Source organism: Moritella sp. F3, assembly GCF_015082335.1.
Taxonomy (GTDB): Bacteria; Pseudomonadota; Gammaproteobacteria; order Enterobacterales; family Moritellaceae; genus Moritella.
In genome coordinates this window covers 13,362-33,866 of record NZ_BLRL01000011.1, presented here as the reverse complement: position 1 = coordinate 33,866, position 20,505 = coordinate 13,362, and the positions used below count along the sequence as shown (strand labels likewise).

The following is a 20,505-nucleotide window of genomic DNA, read 5'->3' as shown; positions in this document are numbered from 1 at the left end:
TGCCATAGAATACCTTAGCACAGAGAGGGCAACAAGTTTCATTTGCAGATAGCGATAAGATTTCCTGACTGATAATGCAGAACCGCCGCTTTTACAAGGAAACTATGTGATGCAGACCGCTTGTTGGCTGGGCATTTTGGCATATACTTAAGCTATAGCAATAGCTGTTTTATGTTTACAAAGTGTAAGTTATTGCTGGATGTGGATCGTGTTTACAGATCAATATAGATGACGTTTTATTAATAAATACCAGTTAACGGTTATTACATTAATTCGGAGGTTTATATGGCTAAGCTCAATACTCAATATCAAAACACCGTTCGTTACTTATCTGTACACCCTCTGAGCTATAAGGGGAGGAAACAATTTATGGGTAATGATTTTACACAACGATTTGTACTTAAAGCTGAAGCTTACTTAGGTGCTGCTGGGGATTTAACTAAAAAAGAATTAACGGAAGCATCCGCCTATATCCGCCATGATATGGGTGAGCTGAATAAAGATTATCAGACGAGTGTCAGTAGCTTCAAGTTGTCGGCCTGGTATCAAGCCTGGGACAAAATAACTTGGAGTGCTTTGGCATCTATTACCGACAAAACTCAAGTAGAATGGACTGAGGTTGGTGATGATTTAGTACATCAAGGCCGCTATACTACCGGTGACGAAGTTGGTTTTGGTTTACTGACGTGTGTACGTTGTGGTTATCAAAAAGAGCTATTCCATCCAGCCACAGTCCTTTCTTGTGCAAGTTGCGACGGCGACGAGTTTATGCGTGAAGGTTTTGCACCTTAATTGCTTATCTTAATTTTTACCCTTAACTTTTTCAGCTTAATATAGAAGGTGAAGGCGTGAATACATAAATGGTCAGTTTAGCTTAAAGCTGACCATCGTCGGTGATGTTAGTACTGTAGGCTTGGCAAGTGATTATAGTGATATAACTGTTAGAACATCTCACCTATTCTGACGTTTGGAAATCCGACCTGCTGTGCCGTTGCTGTCGCAATATCCAAATTTCGGTAACACTTCTCGTGACCACTAAAGTCGGTGAGTGGAATGATATCGCCATTATCGGACTTAAATTCCACTATCCAGCCATTAGCAACCAATGATGGCTCCACAATTGCTTCGACTAACTCATGTCTGTGATACATGCTTTTGATATCGGAAAGTTGCATGGTAATACCTCTCAAACCAGAACTTGGGGAATTATAACCTTAGTGTAGTTGATGGTTAAGCAAGTTCAATAATACATGGTATAAATATTGTAAAAAGCATTGTAAAAAATCCTGTAAATGAACCTTATAAATAAGCCTCGTCAATATGTATTAATTGAGTCTTTAATCTGTGATGTAGCCCCATAAACAGTACTTGAAACTTACTCTCCTCGACGTTTCATTGCCCCGCTATCAAATTAATCAGAGCACTTCCATTATCTTTATCATACTGAGTAGTATGACCATATTTGATTGGAACTCGGATGTTTATACGCCTTTCTTCATTATTCGCATCATTATTGGTGTCAAGTACACAGCAATTGTTGGCCGCGGAAGCGGCATTATCAATTGAATCATCATCAGATAAGGTATCGACTGCCGGTGTCGATGTTCATTCTCGTTGTCCAAGTGTCCTAAATCAGCACCGTATTAATTATCTAGAAGCCCAAATTATTAAACACCGACAAATTTATTATGCCGGAAAGGCGCCATTGCTACATGATGGGGAGTTTGACTTATTAGTCGATGAACTGGCGGTGCTATCAGATTGTTTATCGCCAGTATTAACCCAGCTGGGTAGTGAGGGCGTTCGATATAATGAACGGCAACGGCATCGAGAACAGATGCTCAGTTTAAACTCGGTACGAGAAAGAAATCTCGTTGATAAATTCTACCAACGCCATCAAGATCAGCAATTACTTATCCAGCCTAAGATTGATGGCATGGCGGTTGAACTGGTTTATGAAAAAGGCATGCTAGTGAGTGCATCCAGTCGCGGTAATGGTAAACAAGGGCGTGATTTATTAGCCTTGATGCTCCGCAGTAATGCTGTCGACAGTATTATCGCTTATCCACATACGTTAGTTATTCATGGTGAGTTGTATGTTGAACAACATGATTGGCAGCACCGCGGAAAATATGTGTCTTCTCGTCATATGACTGCAGGCATCGCTAGTCAGTCATCGCCCAAGCAAGCAGATATCATGAGCTTGCGCTTTATGCCTTGGCGTTGGGTTGATAGCCCATATAAAAATGAGGTGATGAGTTTAGCCCAGTTGGCTATGTTGGGTTTTTCGGATATGTCGAAGATGAGTCATACCATTGATAGAGCCCAAGATATCGATGATTGGTTAGCATATTATCAACGCACAAAGACGCTATTACTTGATGGCATAGTGATCAAATTGGCCAGTAGGGCGCAGCAGTACGAATATGGTCAAACTCAGCATGCTCCTCGGTGGGCGCTGGCGCTAAAGTTCACCGGGCCCAAAGGTTTAAGTAACGTTGTTGATATTACTTACCAAGTGGGGAAAAGCGGGCGAGTCACCCCCGTCGTGCATGTACAACCATTAGCGCTGTCGGGACATCAGGTCACTCGTGTATCGGGGCGCTCGCAACCTTGGTTAATACAATCTAAGATTGAAGTGGGCAGTCAAGTCGAAATTGAACTGGTAGGGAATGCAATTCCGCAATTAACTCGGTTAGTCAGCCAGCGTTAGCATCTTGCATATTTAGGCATTTTGAGTATACTGCTGACCAGCAACAGGAACGGGCTCATCTAAAAGATGCGCCCGTTTTTTATTTTGATTTAAGTTAATCGAATATATCAGCTAAACACCCAGCGCGATGAAATGCTGGGCCAACTGTTTGTTTGAACTATGATGTAGGCAAAACCATGAAATTTATTGTAAAAATATTCCCAGAAGTAATGATGAAAAGTAAATCCGTACGTCAGCGTTTTAGTAAAATGCTGCAGTCGAGTTTACGTAATATTTTACGTCGTGAAGACGAACATGCGCGCGTGATCCTAGAATGGGATAAAATTGTTGTTCGTACTACCGACGACAGTGATAAAAACCGCGAATTTTATCGTGAAGTATTAAAAAATACTCCGGGTATTGCCCATTCATTAGAAGTACACGAATCTACTTTTACCGATCTTGATGATATTTTCCAACAAGCATTGCCTGTTTATAAAGACTTGCTTGCGGGTAAAACATTCTGTGTACGTGCAAAACGTAATGGTAAACATGACTTTACTTCGATTGACTTAGAACGCTATGTTGGCGGTGGCTTAAATCAGCATACTGATGCCGCTGGCGTTAAACTAAGAAAACCACAAGAAACAATTAAAATTGAAGTTGAACACGAAAAGCTTTATTTAGTGACTGAACGCCACGAAGGTCTGGGTGGTTTCCCAATGGCTGGACAAGAAGATGTTCTATCATTAATGTCAGGCGGCTTTGATTCGGCGGTATCAAGCTACTTAACGATTAAACGTGGTAGTCGTACGCATTTCTGTTTCTTCAATCTTGGTGGCGATGCGCATGAGATTGGTGTGAAGCAAATTTCATACTTCTTGTGGAACAAATATAGCTCATCACACAAAGTTAAATTTGTTAGCGTACCGTTCGATCCTATTGTTGCAGAGATCTTAGAAAAAGTAGATAACTCGCAAATGGGTGTGGTACTAAAACGTATGATGATGCGTGCTGCATCTAAAGTTGCTGAGCGTTTAGGTATTGAAGCGTTAGTGACTGGTGAAGCAGTAGGCCAAGTATCAAGCCAAACTATCCGTAACTTATCATTAATCGATTCAGTAACCGATACTTTGATCTTACGTCCATTGATTGTTGCTGATAAGCAAGACATCATTGATACGGCACGTAAAATTGGTACAGCTGAATTCTCTGAAACAATTCCTGAATACTGTGGTGTTATCTCAAACAAGCCAACAGTTAAAGCAGTGAAAGAGAAGATCGAAGCGGAAGAAGCTAAATTTGACATGAGCTTGATTGATCAAGTGGTGATGGCTGCAAATGTGATGGATATCCGTCAAATTGCAGAAGAAACACAAGAGCAAGTAAGCGATGTTGAAGCAGTAACTGAAATTGCAGCAAACGAAGTGATCTTAGATATTCGTAGTATCGATGAAGTTGAAGATTCACCGCTTGAAGTGAATGGACTTGAAGTTAAGCACATGCCTTTCTTCAAACTTGGCAACCAGTTTGGCGAGTTAGATCAAGACAAAACTTACTTATTATACTGTGATCGCGGTGTGATGAGTAAGCTGCAAGCGCTATACCTGATCGAAAAAGGCTACGGTAACGTAAAAGTATATCGTCCTTAATAATAACTTAGGCAGGGTTAAGATCTAACTTTGCCTATAGTGATTGATGAAAGCCAGCAAGAGATTGCTGGCTTTTTTGATCGTGATATACGCTAGATTCTACTTTAACGAGAGTTACCAGTTTCTTGCTGTTTTATTTGTTCATACAAGGCTTGGTTCGAAGGCACTGGAATACTATAAGCATTTGCTACTTTCAACACATAGCCAGTAATGTAGTCAATTTCGGTCTGGCGATTAAAGTGACAATCTTGATGCATTGAAGAATAGTTTTCAGCAGTACGTGCTATCACATTATCCACTTGTGCTTGTAGTTCGGTATAAGACCAAGGTAAGCGGGCTTTTTCACACACAAGCGCTAACTCTTGCACAATATTAATTACCTGTGGGTGTAAGGCTGCACTCGCCAACTCACCGTTCTTGCACTGATGAATCGCGGTTAATGGATTTATTGCGCAGTTAATCACGAGTTTAAGCCAGAGTTTCTCGCGAATATCATCACACCAACTTAACTCTTCCAATGCAGATACCTGTGTCGCAATGTCTTTATAGCGTTTAGCTTGATTATTAAATGGCCCTAACCAAGTAACACCAGCGCCAGTATGGCGAATATGATCAGCCGATAATTTCAAGACCCCATTGGATGTCGTACCGACCATGATCGCGTTACGTGGGAACAATTTTTCTGTTTGTTCTGCTGTCCCCATCCCATTATGTAATAACACGAGACAGCAATGCTTATCAATTTGTGACTGCAGCAAGGTCAGTGCAGGCAATACATCTTGAGCTTTTAGCGTGACCAGTAAAAAGTCACATTTAGGTGTGAGTTGGCCTTGAGCCATCACTGTATTACTGGTGTTTTCGCCGCTTAAGTTTTCAAAACTAAAACTACGAATATGAGATTCACTCTCGGGGCGTAAAACAAATGCGGCATGTTGACCTGACTTTAATAATTTTTCTGCAAAGAAGTGCCCGATAGCACCTGCGCCAAGAATGTTCCAATTAGCCATGTATTTTTGCTCGTAATGGTTGAAGAATTAAGTAACTGGTTATACCGACTAAGTCGGCGATAATATCCCAATGACTGGTTGTGCGACCGGGTATCATACCTTGAATGAACTCAATGAAAATACCAAATCCCAGTAATGTAATAAACAGCGTGATAGTCCTGTGTGGGAAGCTGTAATCAAACAGCAAAGCTAGTGTCACAAAGGCGATGAAGTGATTTAGCTTGTCGTAGCTTAATTGGGGGATATCAGTCGCAGGTTTACCAAAAGCAAGAATACAGATCGCGAATAGGACGATGACTAATAGTAGCCGAAACCAAAATGTATGTTTGCTTAATGCCATGCCAATCTCAACAAAAATGGAGCCTAATATCATTATAGTCGTTTATTTATTGTATTTAGTTCCCCGGTGCTTAGCGACTGTTTTTATTTATTCACGTGAATATACCTGCTGGTGGCAGCGATGCTATACGTATAACGTCTAATAATCGTTACTTAATGCAAAGGAGTGGCTTACTTGCGTAGTTAAGGGTTGAATTACAGCTATCATCTATTAGATAATCAGACCATTATAAATGATAGGATATGATGATGCCGCAATTTGATATTGTTTCTGAAGTTGACATGGTTGAAGTGAAAAACGCAACTGATAACGCAAACCGTGAATTAAGCACTCGCTTTGATTTCCGTGGTGTTGATGCAAGCTTTGAATTAATTAAAGAAAAAGTAAAAATGCGTACAGATGAAGATATGCAACTTCGCCAAATGGCTGATATTTTACGTGGCGCTTTAGTTAAGCGTAATATTGACTCATCTTCAATGAGTGTAGGTAAAACTGAGTTTTCAGGTAAAACTTGCAGCGCAGACATTGAATTTTTACAAGGTATCGAAGGCGCAATTGCTAAAAAAGTTGTTAAATCAATTAAAGATAGCAAGCTGAAAGTACAAGTATCAATTCAAGGCGACAAAGTGCGTGTTGTTGGTAAAAAGCGTGATGATTTACAAGCTGTGATGCAACATATTAAAACTGCTGAACTAGGTCAACCGTTCCAGTTTGATAACTTTCGTGACTAATATACAGTGACTTATATAGAGGCTTATTTGTTCTAAGTCGTGTCATATAAGTACATTAAGCCCAGTCTGTTTATACACACTGGGCTTTTTTTTATCTTTTCCTGCCTTATGCCCAGTCTAAGATTCAACCCATTTAAAGCGATTATTCATTTGCATGTAAATCAGCACTACAATAAATATGATAGGGATGATACCGATTGCGGCCGTACCAATAAAGAAGGTTGAGTAATCCCATGCATCAACTGCAACCCCTGAGAACCCGGCTATAAATTTAGGCAACAATACCATAATCGATGAAAATAGTGCATATTGTGTTGCGGTAAATTGGGTGTTGGTTAGTCGCGATAAAAAGACCACAAATGCACAGGTCGCTATCCCTGCACTGAGGTTGTCAGCACTGATTACGAGGGTTAATAATAGCTGAGCTGGATCTTGTGTTTGTAACCATGTATCTGGCGCGATGAAAGCAAGTACCGTCATTACCTGTGTAGTTGCTGCACTACCTGCCATCCAATGAAACAGGACGTTGGTTAAGGCTGAAAGTACCCCGCCAAGTAATAATGTTGAGAGTAGACCTAAGCTACTGACGAGCAGTCCACCTAATCCAGCCCCTACGAGTGTCATTATCACGCCAAATATCTTTGAAATCGCAGCCACTTCAGCTTTTGAATAACCCATGTCGACATAAAAAGGATTTGCCATGATCCCCATGACAATATCACTGATACGATACGTGATAACAATAGCTAATAATATCAGGCAGGTTTTGCCATAACGTTGAAATAGATCGGTAAGGGGTTTGACGATACCGGTAATAAGAAACTCACGTATATTATGTACGGCTTGTACTTTATGTTTAGCGACGGGTTCTTTAGAGAGTAGGGTCGCAAAGACACCAAATAGCATAAACAGAGCCATAGATGCATAAGCAAACTGCCACGCAGATGCGTTATAAATTGCGCTGTTATCATAGAATGCTGCAATAGCGAGTGAACCAGCACCAGCAACAATCATCGCGAGGCGATAACCTGTCATATAGGTTGCCGCCATGGCACCTTGCAAGCGTGTATCTGCACTCTCAATACGAAAGGCATCGACAACGACATCTTGGGTCGCTGACGCAATCGCTAAACCAAGCGATGCGATGATAAATAACGTGACGCTGTGCTGAGGATCTTGAGTCGCCATAATCAGCAGCATGCTAATGATCACGACTTGTGTAAATAAGAGCCAACTTCTACGTCGTCCTAATTTATTGTGCAGCCAAGGTAATCGGAATTGATCGATTAAAGGTGACCAGGCCCATTTAAAGCTATAGGTAAGTGCTATCCAGCTAAAGAAACCTATGCTGGCACGGTCGACACCTGCTTCACGTAACCAAAATGACAGTGTCGAAAACACGAGTAGGAGTGGTAATCCTGAGGAAAACCCAAATAATCCCATAAACAGTACACGGGGATTAAGGTAAATAGATAAGGTTTGAAGAAAAGTAGGCAATGTCAGCAATCCATCTAACGTAAGTGTTTGCTGATACTACCGTATTTTTATGAATTAAATAAGCCCGACTGCATACTGGGCTTGGCTTAATCGATTTATTTATTTTAAATCGCGCTAGCGAAATTAGTCCAAGTATTCCGTTATAGGTCTAATACCAATACAGTTGTATGGTTTAACTCCTTGACCTTGTAAGAATAAGGCACCAGTGTGTAATTTTTGGCGCAATATACGGTTGGCAAAAATCTGTTGGCTTGACCAACTTTTTAGCTCAAATAGCAAGAACCAAAACACTTGCTCTTTACAACTATCTGTCGACTCATCAAAAATAGCTAAGTCATCCCATTCTCTTAATGTTTCCCAAAGAAAATGGTTTAACTGGCTATAACTGAGTTGTCTCATTAGAAAAAAGTCGAGATATTTAGCTAAAACATCAGATTTCTCGTCAATGAACTTTTTCGCTTCCATGCAAATCTCCTCATTTGTTAGTCCTATTTTCAATCCTAGACTAAAATATTCAACTGTCATTAATAAGCGTATTGTTAATGCAGATTAATGAGAAAACTGTGAATCGTCTCAAAAATTAAATATGTCTAAATTTCACATTAAATATGAATAGCATTTTAGCTGTTAAGTATAAAGAATGTAGTTGAATTTTTGCCGACTATACTTTGAAGTGGTTTGAGTATCTGCAGCAAACATCTGATATAGTAACTAAAATACGCTTATGTTTATAACTGAATGGAACTTATACTATGCGACTTAATCATTTTTTTACTAAATCACTCTTAATTCTAAGCTCAATATTCATGCTTAATACAGCCTTTGCCGCAGAGACTAAAGCCTTAATTAAAACCAACTTAGGCGATATTACTGTTGAGTTATATGCAGAAAAAGCTCCAGTGTCTGTTGCCAACTTTATCAACTATGTTGAAAGCGATTTTTATAGCGGTATTATTTTTCACCGTGTAATTCCTGGTTTTATGGCGCAAACAGGTGGCTTTAAAACGAATATGGACAAGCAGACTTCAGGCAAGCCAGTTATCAATGAAGCGAGCAATGGATTAAGTAATGAACGTGGTACATTAGCGTTAGCACGTACGAATAATCCCAATTCAGCCACGTCACAATTTTTCATTAACTTGAAAGACAATAACTTTTTAAATCGTTCTGGTTCACAGCCTTCACAAGCTGGTTATGCAGTATTCGGTCGCGTAATACAAGGTATGGATGTGGTTGATAAAATGGCAAAGCAGCCAACAGGTAAGAAGCAGTATTACAGTGATGTACCACTGACTGATATAGTCATTGAAAGTGTGACGATCTTGAAATAAAGGTCCTGTTAGATAGTAGTGAGTCTACTGTATTGGTATTGCACAAATAAAAAAGCCTCGCTGGTGATCTTATATTAAATCACCAGCGAGGCTTTTTATGTTATCTATTACTTTTCGTTATATTGAATGGCTAACTAGCGTGCTAAATAGTCACGGATCTGTTGATCATTAAATACATCGTTTAGTAATGATGATAATTGTTGAGAAAATTTAGCTTCTAAATCACTCATTGATGGACCAAACGCACCAGTTAACGTTGACGCACTGCGAAATTGTTTCGTCAGGGTTTGATCTTTATTTTTAATTGATACGATCAGCATTAACGTTGATTCCGCTTGATGCTCAAAGCTATCTTGCTGCACATTTATTCTTGCTGTTTGCAGTTCAAGATTAATCGCGATGTCAGCTTGTGGCGAAAATACTAAGCCTTGCTGTTCCCAACCTTGTTGCAGTTTCGCAGTCGTTAGGTTTATTAGTGAGCCTTTGTTATTCAGTAACTGCGCAGGTTCACCGACTTTATGCACGGCAATTAAGTAGTTCGCATCACGTATATCTTTGCTTGATAGCGTTACCTGAGTGTCGCTATATTGCGTTGTTAACTGTGCTGGCTCGGCTGTAATATTTACTTGCTGAGGCGCACTAGCGCAAGCTGTTAATAATACTAAGCTTGTACTTAATAGTAGTTTTTTAAGCATATTATTTTTGTGCCTTAATAATGACGAATTTAGCATTTGATGCAATAACTTCATGATTATCAAATAAACGTTCAAGTTTAATATGGTAATCAAGATGGCGGTTACCGACAATGTAAAGTGCGCCGCCCCATGCTAATGCACGATGCGCATCTTTAAACATTTGCCATGCGATATGGTCGGTAATTGCTTTTTCTTGGTGGAACGGAGGGTTACACAATACTAAATCAACACTGTGTGGTTCATAATCGTATAAGCAGTTGTTAACCAAGAAATCAATTTCAGGTTCATGACCTTTAACGTTTGCTGCTACGTTTTCTTTTGCTGATGCAATGGCCATAAATGACTCATCAACAAACGTGATCTTAGCTTGTGGGTTTAAGCGTGCTGCCGTGATACCGATAATACCGTTACCACAACCTAGATCGATAATATGCTGGTATTCACCTTTTGGTAAATGCTGCATAAAGAAGTTACCACCGATATCTAAGTTGTTACGTGAGAATACGTTCGCGTGGTTAGACAGAGTGATATTTGTTTTTGCTACATCCCAGCTTGCAGGTGCTGGTACTTCTAACGCTTTTGCTTCTGCGATAGTGGCAAAGATAAGACGTGATTTTTTCTTAGCTAACGATGTCTTCGTTTCACCAAGATATTTTTCAAACAAGGCTAACGTTGAATTATGGATATCTTTCGCTTTTGCACCTGCGATAATTTTAGTATCTGCAGTCACTACGTGGCTAAGCATTGCTAATTGATGTTCTAATAAAGATAAAGTACGTGGGATCTTAATTAGCACCAAATCAACTTTAGTCGGTAATGAAGCAAGGCAGTCTTGAACCGTTAGTTGTTCAGTGTTTAGTTCGTTTTCATCCATGTTTTGTGCAATAGCGGCATGGCTGATCCATGAATCACTCACGGCTGTTACTTGGTGCTGATTGTAAGCACAAGTTAATGCACCAAAACTATCATTAAAGATAAGTACTGAAGATTGTTCAGCAAGTGTTAAGTCAGCAACAGTATTAATTATATACTCATCCGCTGAGTCCCAAGCTTGCAGTTGTTCAACACTACGTTTAGGGTAGCGGTACAAAGATAATTCGGTACTTTCAAGAGATAGTTCAGTGTTCATAGTGTGTTCCATTTAAGGTTGATCGTGTATTTTACACTGTTATTTTACTAAATATATAAAGAAGAGGTTTTTAAATGTCATTAGGTAACGATATTCAACAGCAATTATTGGCGAGTTTTGATATTCAACATTTAGAGGTGGTTTGTGATAGCCATAAGCATAATGTGCCACCAGGTAGTGAAATTCATTTTTCAGTGGTGATAGTAACAAGCGAATTTGACGGTAAAATGTTGATCGCACGTCATCGTATGGTGAACGCTGCATTAGTTGCCCAATTTGAAGCGGGTATTCATGCATTATCAATTCATGCCTATACACCCGCACAATGGGCTAAAAAACATGATCAAGATCAAAGCGTACCCGAGTCGCCAGATTGCCTTGGTTAGCTTTTAATTGATTAATCATGAATGCCAAAAATGATCTGTATAATGTTACTGGTTGTAAGTGCATGTTAATTTTTAAAGATTTTGTTTTAATTAGTAAAGATATCGTTATATCTGACTAAAATCAGCGTAACAAAACCGCTTATTTTGTTTAAATGTTTAACATTATTTCAGTTTTAAATTTTTAAGTTACTGTTTTAATTTGATTATATTTATATCTTTAGACCTGTTTAAAACTTTGCCTTATTCGAGGCAGTTACTCGATGAAGTGCGAGCAATCATCTTAAATAAGTGCTAGAATAACCCCAAATTTTTTGTTAACGAAACCACACCACTTTGTGAATACTCATTAATTGGTATTCGCGTGTGTGATTTTTACTGGCAAAAGTGTTCTTTATCTTCCTAAAAAAAGTAGTGCATGTGAGTATGATTACGATAAAAAAAGGACTGGATCTACCTATCGCAGGTAAACCTGAGCAAGTAATTCATGATGGCCCTGCTATCAAACGAGTTGCTGTTCTAGGTGAAGAGTATATTGGAATGCGCCCAACAATGAGTGTTAAAGTTGGTGATCGTGTTAAGAAAGGTCAGGTTCTTTTTGAAGACAAAAAGACCCCAGGCGTTAAATATACTGCCTTCGCTGCAGGAACAATTGCTGAAGTTAACCGTGGTGCTAAGCGGATCTTACAATCGGTAGTGATTGACGTAGATGGTAACGAGAGTGAGAAATTTGCTCAAGTTGCATCAGCTGAAATTGCTAATCTTGACCGCGACACCGTGGTTACCAATCTTGTAGACTCAGGTTTATGGACTGCATTACGCACTCGTCCATTTAGCCGTGTTCCTGCAATTGATAGTAATGCATCAGCAATCTTTATTACAGCGATGGACACAAATCCACTTGCTGCAGATGCTGCATTAATTATTAATCAAAACAGCGATGCATTTGTTGATGGTTTAAATGTTATCTCTCACTTAACAAGCGGTAAAGTTTACGTTTGTAAAGCAGAAGGTACATTACCTAAATCAGCAGCATCAAATGTTGAAGAGCAAGCTTTTGCTGGTCCTCATCCTGCTGGTCTTGCTGGTACACATATTCATTTATTAGAATCAGCTGGTACTAAACGTACTGTTTGGTCTATTGGCTACCAAGACGTTATTGCTTTCGGTAAGTTGTTCACTACAGGTGAATTACATACTGACCGTGTTATTTCATTAGCAGGCCCTGCTGTGAAAAAACCTCGTTTGATTAGCACTCGTCTAGGCGCATCAATTACAGAATTAACTGCAAGTGAACTTAACGCTGGTGAAAACCGTGTTATTTCAGGTTCTGTATTATCTGGTGTTCAAGCTTACACAGTAAATGCTTATCTTGGTCGTTATCACAACCAAATCAGTGCTTTAGCTGAAGGTCGTGAGAAGGAATTCCTAGGTTACATGAAACCTGGTAGTGACAAATTCTCAGTTGCTAACGTATTTACCTCTGCATTCAATCGTGCACGTCAATTCAACTTTACTACAACCACTGGTGGTAGTGATCGTGCAATGATGCCTATGGGTAACTACGAGCGCGTTATGCCATTAGATATCTTACCTACTATGTTACTACGCTCGTTAGTAACTGGTGACACAGATGAAGCGATTACGTTAGGTTGTCTTGAATTAGACGAAGAAGATTTAGCGTTATGTACTTTCTCTTGCCCAGGTAAGTACGACTTTGGTCCAATTCTACGTGATTGTCTAACGACAATTGAGAAGGAAGGTTAAGCATGGGTCTTAAGAATTATATCGAAGGGATGGAACATCACTTCGAACCAGGTGGTAAACACGAAAAATGGTTTGCCTTGTATGAAGCGGTGGCAACCGGTTTATTTACACCAGGTTTTGTTACAAAAGGTAAAACACACGTACGTGATAATATCGATTTAAAACGTATTATGATTTTAGTGTGGATGTGTGCATTGCCGATGGTTTTCTGGGGCATGTACAACATTGGTGCTCAAGCAAACTCGGCTATTGCATCAGGTGCTGGTCTTGCATTTGACGATTGGCATGTTGCACTACTAAACATGTTTGGCGTTACAATTGGTGAGGGCGCAGGTGTTATAGCAAGTATGCTATATGGTGCGGTTTACTTCCTCCCTATTTACGCGACAGTGTTTGTGGTTGGTGGTTTCTGGGAAGTGTTATTTGCTGCCGTGCGTAAGCATGAAGTAAATGAAGGTTTCTTCGTAACATCAATCTTATTTGCACTTATTCTGCCTGCTAACATTCCATTATGGCAAGCGGCTATCGGTATTACTTTTGGTGTTGTAATCGCTAAAGAAGTATTCGGTGGTACAGGTAAGAACTTCTTAAATCCAGCACTTGCTGGTCGTGCGTTCTTATTCTTCGCATACCCATCTGACATCTCAGGTGATGCTGTTTGGACAGCTGTTGACGGTTTCTCTGGTGCTACAGCACTGAGTTCTGCTGCTGCAGGTGGTCTTGAAGGACTGACAAGTTCGCTAACGTGGGCTGATGCCTTCATTGGTAACATGCAAGGTTCTACTGGTGAAGTATCTGCGTTAATTATCCTATTATCGGGTAGCGTATTACTTATCGCTGGTGTTGCATCTTGGAGAATCGTTGCTGGTGTTATGATTGGTATGGTAGCGACAAGCTTACTATTCAACATGATCGGTTCAGACACTAACCCAATGTTCGAAGTACCATTCTACTGGCATTTAGTTATCGGTGGTTTCGCGTTTGGTATGATGTTCATGGCGACGGATCCTGTATCGGCTTCATTTACTGATAACGGTAAATGGGCATACGGTATTCTTATCGGCCTAATGGTTGTATTAATTCGTGTAGTTAACCCTGCATTCCCAGAAGGTATGATGCTAGCAATCTTGTTTGCTAACTTATTCGCACCTCTATTTGATCACTTTGTTGTTCAAGCTAACATTAAACGGAGACTTGCACGCAATGGCTAGTAAAGAAACTCCACTGAAAACTATCACAATCGTTGCGGCGTTGTGTTTAGTATGTTCAATCGTCGTATCTGGCGCGGCTGTAGGTCTACGTGATGCTCAAAATGCTAACAAAGCATTGGATAAGCAAACTAACCTACTTTCTGTTGCAGGCAAGTTAGAAGAAAATGCTAACGTTGGCGAAATCTACGCGAAGTTTGTTGATGCAAAATTTGTTGATTTAACTACGGGCGAATATGTTGAAGAGAATGCAGCGACATTTGATCAACTTCAAAACGTAAAAGATCTAACGAAAAGTACTGACTTAACGGGTAAGGACGTTGCAGGTATCAAGCGTCGTTCAAATGTTGCTGATGTTTATCTTGTAAAAGATGCGCAAGGTAATGTTGAGTCTTACGTACTACCTGTATACGGCCGTGGCCTATGGTCAACGATGTATGCATTCGTTGCAATCGACAAAGATGGCAAAACAGTGAAACGCATTCAGTACTATGAGCAAGGTGAAACTCCGGGTCTAGGTGGTGAAGTGTTAAACCCACTGTGGACAGCTAAATGGGAAGGCAAGCAACTGTTCGATGCGAATGGTGATGTTGCAATCCGTGTCGTGAAAGGCGGTGGTCAAGATAATACGCCTTCAGGTATTGATGGTTTATCTGGTGCTACGCTAACAGGTCAAGGTGTTGAAAATACATTCCAGTTCTGGATTGGTGAAAACGGTTTTGGTCCTTTCCTGAAGAAATTGCAAAACGGAGGCTCAAACAATGGCTAAGTCTGACTTAAGAGAAATTGTTACCGCACCCATTGCCACTAACAACCCGATTGCATTACAAATCTTAGGTGTTTGTTCTGCATTGGCTGTAACAACGAAGATGGAAACTGCGTTTGTAATGACTATCGCTGTAATGGTAGTTACTGCTTTCTCAAGCTTCTTCATCTCGTTAGTGCGTAACATGATCCCTAACAGTGTGCGTATTATTGTGCAAATGGCAATTATCGCATCCCTTGTAATTGTTGTTGACCAAGTACTTAAAGCGGTAGCGTTCCAGTTATCAAAAGAGCTTTCGGTATTCGTTGGTCTGATCATTACAAACTGTATCGTAATGGGTCGTGCTGAAGCTTACGCAATGAAGAACAAGCCTCTACCAAGTTTCTTAGACGGTATCGGTAACGGTTTAGGTTACGGTGCTATCTTACTTGCTGTTGCGACAGTTCGTGAAATCTTTGGTTCAGGTACTTGGTTTGGTATTGAAATCTTACCACTTATCCAAAACGGTGGTTGGTACCAGTCAAACGGTCTATTACTACTACCGCCAAGTGCATTCTTCATCATTGGTTTATTGATTTGGGCTCTACGTACGTGGAAACCAGAGCAAGTTGAGCCAAAGGGGTAAACGATGGAACATTATATTAGTTTGTTCGTACGTGCTATTTTCATTGAAAACTTAGCATTATCATTCTTCTTAGGTATGTGTACATTCCTTGCTGTATCTAAGAAAGTGACAACAGCGATCGGTCTTGGTGTTGCAGTAACAGCTGTACTTACTATTTCTATTCCTGTTAACCAAGTGATCTATGGCAGCGTACTTGCTCCTGGTGCACTTGCATGGGCTGGTTTCCCGGAAGCTGATTTAAGCTTTCTAGGTTTCATCACGTTCATTGGTGTAATTGCCGCGTTAGTACAAATCTTAGAGATGGTGTTAGACAAGTTCTTACCGGCTCTATATAACGCACTGGGTATTTTCCTGCCGTTGATCACAGTTAACTGTGCAATCTTCGGTGGTGTATCTTTCATGGTACAACGTGACTATAACTTCACAGAATCAGTAGTATATGGTTTTGGTAGTGGTCTAGGTTGGATGTTAGCTATCGTTGCGATGGCTGGTCTTCGTGAGAAAATGAAATATTCAGATGTGCCAGATGGTCTACGTGGTTTAGGTATTACCTTTATTACAGCAGGTCTTATGGCGCTAGGTTTCATGTCATTTTCTGGTATTCAGTTATAATAAACGGCTGGCTTCGGTCAGCACGTTTCAAGAGCAAAGGATAAGTCGATGGAAATCATTCTCGGCGTAGTCATGTTCACAATTATCGTTTTAGCCTTGGTAACAGTCATTCTGTTTGCTAAGTCTAAACTGGTAAGTGAAGGTGATATTACAATTAGTATTAACGGTGACCCTGAGAAATCAGTGGTGACTGGTGCAGGTGGTAAACTTCTAGGTTCACTAGCTGCAAGCGGTATTTTCGTTTCTTCAGCTTGTGGTGGCGGTGGTACTTGTGGCCAGTGTCGTGTGAAAGTTAAATCAGGCGGTGGCGATATTCTACCAACTGAACTTGACCACATCTCTAAAGGTGAAGCTCGTGATGGCGAACGTCTATCATGCCAAGTTAGTGTAAAAGTTGACATGGATATTGAGCTACCAGAAGAAATCTTTGGTGTTAAAAAATGGGAATGTGAAGTTATCTCTAACGATAACAAAGCAACGTTCATTAAAGAACTTAAAATGGCTATTCCAAACGGTGAAGTGGTTCCTTTCCGCGCCGGTGGTTATATCCAAATTGAAGCGCCTGCTCACCACGTTAAATATTCAGACTATGATATTCCTGAAGAATACCGTGGCGATTGGCAACACTTTGGCTTCTTTGATGTTGAATCTAAAGTTGATGAAGATACTATCCGTGCTTACTCTATGGCTAACTGCCCAGAAGAAGCGGGTATCATCATGCTTAACGTGCGTATTGCTACGCCACCGCCGCGTGATCTATCTTTACCTGCAGGTAAGATGTCTTCGTATATCTTTAGCCTAAAAGCTGGCGATAAAGTAACTATCTCAGGTCCATTTGGTGAGTTCTTTGCAAAAGAAACTGACAATGAAATGGTATTTGTTGGTGGTGGTGCTGGTATGGCGCCAATGCGTTCACACATCTTCGATCAGTTGAACCGTTTAGATACAAAACGTAAGGTTTCATTCTGGTACGGTGCTCGTTCTAAGCGTGAAATGTTCTATGTTGAAGATTTCGATATGCTTGCAAAAGAGAACGAAAACTTTGAATGGCATGTTGCACTAAGTGATCCACAACCAGAAGATAACTGGGAAGGTTACACAGGCTTCATCCATAACGTGATCCTTGAAAACTACTTAGGTAATCACGAAGCACCAGAAGATTGTGAGTACTACATGTGTGGTCCACCAATGATGAATGCTGCTGTTATCGGTATGCTGAAAGACCTTGGTGTTGAAGATGAAAATATCATGCTAGATGACTTTGGCTAATATTTTTTGATTCAATTCAAATCGATGTATCGATGGCTAGCTCTGATGGGGCTAGCCATTTTCATTCTTGGTTGTAGTGAACAAAAAAGTACTGAAGAAGTACTGTTTTCTGGTCCTACTATGGGTACTACTTATCACATGAAAGTCGTGGGTTTCCCACTGTCTGAACAAGATAAGCAAGATATCCAAATTGAGATTGATAGACGTTTAGAATTAGTGAACGACCAGATGTCGACTTATCGTCCTAATTCAGAGTTATCACGCTTTAATCAAAGCGTTGCTGTTACTGGTTTTGAAGTATCTCGTGATACAGCAAAAGTAGTGTTAGAAGCTCTTCGTTTGAATAAATTGACGAATGGTGCATTAGATGTAACCGTTGGTCCTTTGGTTAATCTGTGGGGATTTGGCCCAGATAATAAACCAGAAAAAATACCATCACAGCAACAGTTAGATACTGTTAAGCAACGTATTGGTATTCAGCATTTAGCGGCTACAGAAACAACGTTAAGCAAAGACATTGATGGTTTGTATGTTGATTTGTCTTCGATTGCGAAAGGTTATGGCGTTGATGTTATCGCTGACTACTTTGCTTCATTAGGTGTTGAAAATTACCTGGTCGAAGTGGGCGGTGAACTGCGTATAAATGGTGTTAATGCGCGCGGTATTGATTGGCAGGTTGCGGTTGAGAAACCGACTAGTGACAATCAAAGTGTGCAAGAAGTGATTGCGGTTGGTAACAATGCAATTGCGACATCAGGTGATTACCGTAATTATTACGAGCTTAATGGTGAGCGTTTTGCGCATACTATTGACCCTGTAAGCGGTAAACCAATTAAACACAAACTGGTTTCTGTGACAGTCATTCACACTTCGTCAATGACGGCAGATGCACTTGCGACAGCGTTAATGGTCATGGGTGAAAAAGACGGTCTTGAGTTTGCCAAGCAGCAAGGTTTAGCTGTATTGATGATCTCGAAGTCAGATTCAGGTTATAATGAAGTGTATACCAAACAGTTCGAACCTTATTTAAAATAGAGGCTAATATGGCTTATTTTGCTGCAACATTTGTTATTTTTGCGTTAGTTATTGCTGGTATGTCTATCGGCTATATTGTGCAAAAAAAATCTATCACAGGCAGCTGTGGTGGTATTAGTGGTTTAGGTATGGAAAAGGCGTGTGATTGCCCCGATCCATGCGATAAACGCAAAGCTAAAATGGCAAAAGAAGAAGCTAAACAGAAGATGTTAAACGAAAATCGTATCATCTAGTTTACGCCAAGCATCTAGCTATAAAGTGCAGGACGTGCTTTATAGCTTTTTTAAACCCGACCTTATTGCTCCCTCCTTCTATACTACTTTTTACACGTTCAACACTCGTTTTTACAATGGTAAACCCTCCTCGATATTCTACTCTTTATTTTATTTACTATGATTTATGTTATCGATTCGCTAAAGTTTGCGCTCTCACTATCTGCTATCTTATCGCGATATAATCCTTGAATTCGTTTAATCAATAGCAATAATAATATGAAGCTTGGAGGCGTTAATGAACGTTATAACTGAACCTAAATTTAGCAAAGAGATTGGCCCTAATTGGTTTGCTTCAGTCATGGGGACTGGGATTATCGCTAATGCTGCGGTGAGCTTACCTTTGATTGGTATTTATCTTACAGACTTTGCTTTAGTTGTCTGGTTATTAGCGGCAACGCTATTAATCATTATGCTCGCGATTAAGATCATGCAGACGATCATGCGTCCCGAGGTTATTAAGCGACAATTTAACGATCCTGTTATGGCTCAATTCTTTGGCGCGCCGCCAATGGCGTTACTGACAATCGCAGGTGGCACTATATTGATGGGTAACCATATCTTTGCCACTGAAACGGCACTAACAATTGCTTGGACTCTGTGGTTGCTCGGTACTTTCGGTGGTTTACTCAGTGCTGTTATCATTCCTTTTCGTTTGTTTACTCATTATGAAGTTAACCGTCACGCTGCTTTTGGTGGATGGTTAATGCCGGTTGTGCCGCCGATGGTATCTGCCACTATCGGCGCTATGCTTATTCCGCATGCCGAAGGTATCGTATTACAGCAAACAATGCTGTATGCCTGCTATGCCATGTTTGGCGTTAGCTTGATCGCCGCAATGATCATTATTACCCTTATCTGGAATCGCCTAACTCACTCTGGAAGCTCTGGTGGTGCGAGGGTACCAACATTGTGGATTGTGTTAGGACCGCTGGGTCAATCGATCACTGCTATTGGCGCCTTAGGGACTGTTGCGTTGACTGTCGTTGACTCCGCGATAGGGAATAGTTTAAATACCATGGCGATACTTTATGGTGTACCTGTTTGGGGTTTTGCACTATTTTGGTCATGCCTTGCGGGCTTACTGACGCTCCGTGCAATGCGTCGAAAAATGCCTTTTGCATTGACGTGGTGGGCTTTCACATTCCCCGTAGGTACTTGTGTTACTGGCACAACTCAACTCGCATTACACACAGGTCTACCGGTGTTTCAATGGGCTGCGATTATACTGTTTTCTGCGCTGATTTGTGCCTGGATTATTGCTGCAATAGGGACAGTAAAAGGCTTAAAAGGTGGACACATTCTGAAACCTATAACGAATGCTCCTGCAGTACAGGCCGTTAAAGGTCATGATAAAGGTAAAAATTAATCCTTATATTTCAATGTTAAAATAATAGTTCCATTTATTTGTACTCAATAGTGAGTACTTGTGGTGTGGTTGATCTATATCAATATGGTGTTTCGTGTATATGGCAAAGTACACCTAAGTTAATT

General features: G+C 40.4%; 22 protein-coding genes. 15 read left to right on the top strand and 7 right to left on the bottom strand.

Translation table 11 applies throughout. The annotated features are described in order from the left end of the window. The first annotated feature begins 285 nt into the window (after positions 1 to 285). Positions 286 to 792 carry a hypothetical protein gene (locus JFU56_RS16580; protein ID WP_242065992.1) on the top strand — a complete coding sequence of 169 codons (507 nt, stop codon included), beginning with the start codon at positions 286 to 288 and terminating at the stop codon, positions 790 to 792. Positions 793 to 941: 149 nt separating this feature from the next. On the opposite strand, the gene JFU56_RS16575 is transcribed toward JFU56_RS16580, so the two are convergent. Further along, a complete protein-coding gene (locus JFU56_RS16575; protein ID WP_242065991.1) occupies positions 942 to 1,151 on the bottom strand; it encodes a thymidylate kinase in 210 nt (69 codons plus the stop codon). Between the two features lie 326 nt (positions 1,152 to 1,477). On the opposite strand from JFU56_RS16575, the gene JFU56_RS16570 reads away from it, so the two are divergent. After that, a complete protein-coding gene (locus JFU56_RS16570; protein ID WP_198438381.1) occupies positions 1,478 to 2,713 on the top strand; it encodes a DNA ligase in 1,236 nt (411 codons plus the stop codon). A 176-nt stretch (positions 2,714 to 2,889) separates the two neighbouring features. After that, positions 2,890 to 4,344 (top strand): tRNA uracil 4-sulfurtransferase ThiI, encoded by a 1,455-nt coding sequence (gene thiI / locus JFU56_RS16565; protein WP_198438380.1) that lies wholly within the window; start codon positions 2,890 to 2,892, stop codon positions 4,342 to 4,344. A gap of 104 nt (positions 4,345 to 4,448) precedes the next feature. On the opposite strand, the gene JFU56_RS16560 is transcribed toward thiI, so the two are convergent. Together JFU56_RS16560 and JFU56_RS16555 are read right to left on the bottom strand one after the other, a co-directional pair. Beyond that, complete coding sequence (locus JFU56_RS16560; RefSeq protein ID WP_198438379.1) at positions 4,449 to 5,351, bottom strand: ketopantoate reductase family protein; 903 nt, start codon at positions 5,349 to 5,351, stop codon at positions 4,449 to 4,451. Then, positions 5,344 to 5,691 (bottom strand): VanZ family protein, encoded by a 348-nt coding sequence (locus tag JFU56_RS16555; RefSeq protein ID WP_198438378.1) that lies wholly within the window; start codon positions 5,689 to 5,691, stop codon positions 5,344 to 5,346. Before JFU56_RS16555 ends, JFU56_RS16560 begins: the two co-directional genes overlap by 8 nt. Before the next feature lie 248 nt (positions 5,692 to 5,939). Here JFU56_RS16555 and JFU56_RS16550 point away from each other — a divergent pair, with 248 nt between their 5' ends. Next, positions 5,940 to 6,422, top strand: a complete 483-nt coding sequence (locus JFU56_RS16550; RefSeq protein ID WP_198438473.1) for a YajQ family cyclic di-GMP-binding protein — start codon at positions 5,940 to 5,942, stop codon at positions 6,420 to 6,422. Positions 6,423 to 6,539: 117 nt separating this feature from the next. Here the strand turns inward: JFU56_RS16550 and JFU56_RS16545 are convergent, their stop codons facing one another. Both JFU56_RS16545 and JFU56_RS16540 read right to left on the bottom strand, forming a co-directional pair. Then, complete coding sequence (locus tag JFU56_RS16545; protein ID WP_242065990.1) at positions 6,540 to 7,919, bottom strand: MFS transporter; 1,380 nt, start codon at positions 7,917 to 7,919, stop codon at positions 6,540 to 6,542. Between the two features lie 123 nt (positions 7,920 to 8,042). Next, positions 8,043 to 8,384 carry a hypothetical protein gene (locus JFU56_RS16540; protein ID WP_198438377.1) on the bottom strand — a complete coding sequence of 114 codons (342 nt, stop codon included), beginning with the start codon at positions 8,382 to 8,384 and terminating at the stop codon, positions 8,043 to 8,045. Positions 8,385 to 8,725: 341 nt separating this feature from the next. On the opposite strand from JFU56_RS16540, the gene JFU56_RS16535 reads away from it, so the two are divergent. Beyond that, on the top strand, positions 8,726 to 9,250 hold the full coding sequence (locus JFU56_RS16535; protein WP_198438376.1) for a peptidylprolyl isomerase: 525 nt from the start codon (positions 8,726 to 8,728) through the stop codon (positions 9,248 to 9,250). A 134-nt stretch (positions 9,251 to 9,384) separates the two neighbouring features. Here JFU56_RS16535 and JFU56_RS16530 read toward each other — a convergent pair whose 3' ends face one another. After that, positions 9,385 to 9,945: a YajG family lipoprotein gene (locus JFU56_RS16530; protein ID WP_198438375.1), complete on the bottom strand. Its 561-nt coding sequence runs from the start codon at positions 9,943 to 9,945 to the stop codon at positions 9,385 to 9,387. A 1-nt stretch (position 9,946) separates the two neighbouring features. Further along, positions 9,947 to 11,074, bottom strand: coding sequence for a methyltransferase (locus JFU56_RS16525; protein ID WP_198438374.1), 1,128 nt, complete (start codon positions 11,072 to 11,074; stop codon positions 9,947 to 9,949). Positions 11,075 to 11,148: 74 nt separating this feature from the next. Here JFU56_RS16525 and JFU56_RS16520 point away from each other — a divergent pair, with 74 nt between their 5' ends. From JFU56_RS16520 to JFU56_RS16475, 10 genes are all read left to right on the top strand, one after another. After that, on the top strand, positions 11,149 to 11,460 hold the full coding sequence (locus tag JFU56_RS16520) for a BolA family transcriptional regulator (RefSeq protein WP_198438373.1): 312 nt from the start codon (positions 11,149 to 11,151) through the stop codon (positions 11,458 to 11,460). Positions 11,461 to 11,883: 423 nt separating this feature from the next. Then, positions 11,884 to 13,224, top strand: coding sequence for a Na(+)-translocating NADH-quinone reductase subunit A (locus JFU56_RS16515; RefSeq protein WP_198438372.1), 1,341 nt, complete (start codon positions 11,884 to 11,886; stop codon positions 13,222 to 13,224). A 2-nt stretch (positions 13,225 to 13,226) separates the two neighbouring features. Continuing rightward, complete coding sequence (locus JFU56_RS16510) at positions 13,227 to 14,435, top strand: NADH:ubiquinone reductase (Na(+)-transporting) subunit B (protein WP_198438371.1); 1,209 nt, start codon at positions 13,227 to 13,229, stop codon at positions 14,433 to 14,435. Beyond that, positions 14,428 to 15,201, top strand: coding sequence for a Na(+)-translocating NADH-quinone reductase subunit C (locus JFU56_RS16505; protein ID WP_198438370.1), 774 nt, complete (start codon positions 14,428 to 14,430; stop codon positions 15,199 to 15,201). Before JFU56_RS16510 ends, JFU56_RS16505 begins: the two co-directional genes overlap by 8 nt. Next, positions 15,194 to 15,823, top strand: a complete 630-nt coding sequence (locus tag JFU56_RS16500; protein WP_198438369.1) for an NADH:ubiquinone reductase (Na(+)-transporting) subunit D — start codon at positions 15,194 to 15,196, stop codon at positions 15,821 to 15,823. The genes JFU56_RS16505 and JFU56_RS16500 overlap by 8 nt, the downstream gene beginning before the upstream one ends. A 3-nt stretch (positions 15,824 to 15,826) precedes the next feature. Beyond that, positions 15,827 to 16,435 (top strand): NADH:ubiquinone reductase (Na(+)-transporting) subunit E, encoded by a 609-nt coding sequence (nqrE, locus tag JFU56_RS16495; RefSeq protein WP_019441632.1) that lies wholly within the window; start codon positions 15,827 to 15,829, stop codon positions 16,433 to 16,435. Between the two features lie 48 nt (positions 16,436 to 16,483). Then, positions 16,484 to 17,704: an NADH:ubiquinone reductase (Na(+)-transporting) subunit F gene (gene nqrF / locus JFU56_RS16490; RefSeq protein WP_198438368.1), complete on the top strand. Its 1,221-nt coding sequence runs from the start codon at positions 16,484 to 16,486 to the stop codon at positions 17,702 to 17,704. Between the two features lie 45 nt (positions 17,705 to 17,749). Further along, positions 17,750 to 18,739: an FAD:protein FMN transferase gene (locus tag JFU56_RS16485; RefSeq protein ID WP_242065989.1), complete on the top strand. Its 990-nt coding sequence runs from the start codon at positions 17,750 to 17,752 to the stop codon at positions 18,737 to 18,739. A gap of 8 nt (positions 18,740 to 18,747) precedes the next feature. After that, positions 18,748 to 18,972: a (Na+)-NQR maturation NqrM gene (nqrM, locus tag JFU56_RS16480; protein WP_198438367.1), complete on the top strand. Its 225-nt coding sequence runs from the start codon at positions 18,748 to 18,750 to the stop codon at positions 18,970 to 18,972. Positions 18,973 to 19,249: 277 nt separating this feature from the next. Continuing rightward, complete coding sequence (locus tag JFU56_RS16475) at positions 19,250 to 20,380, top strand: TDT family transporter (protein WP_198438366.1); 1,131 nt, start codon at positions 19,250 to 19,252, stop codon at positions 20,378 to 20,380. The last annotated feature ends 125 nt before the right edge of the window (positions 20,381 to 20,505 follow it).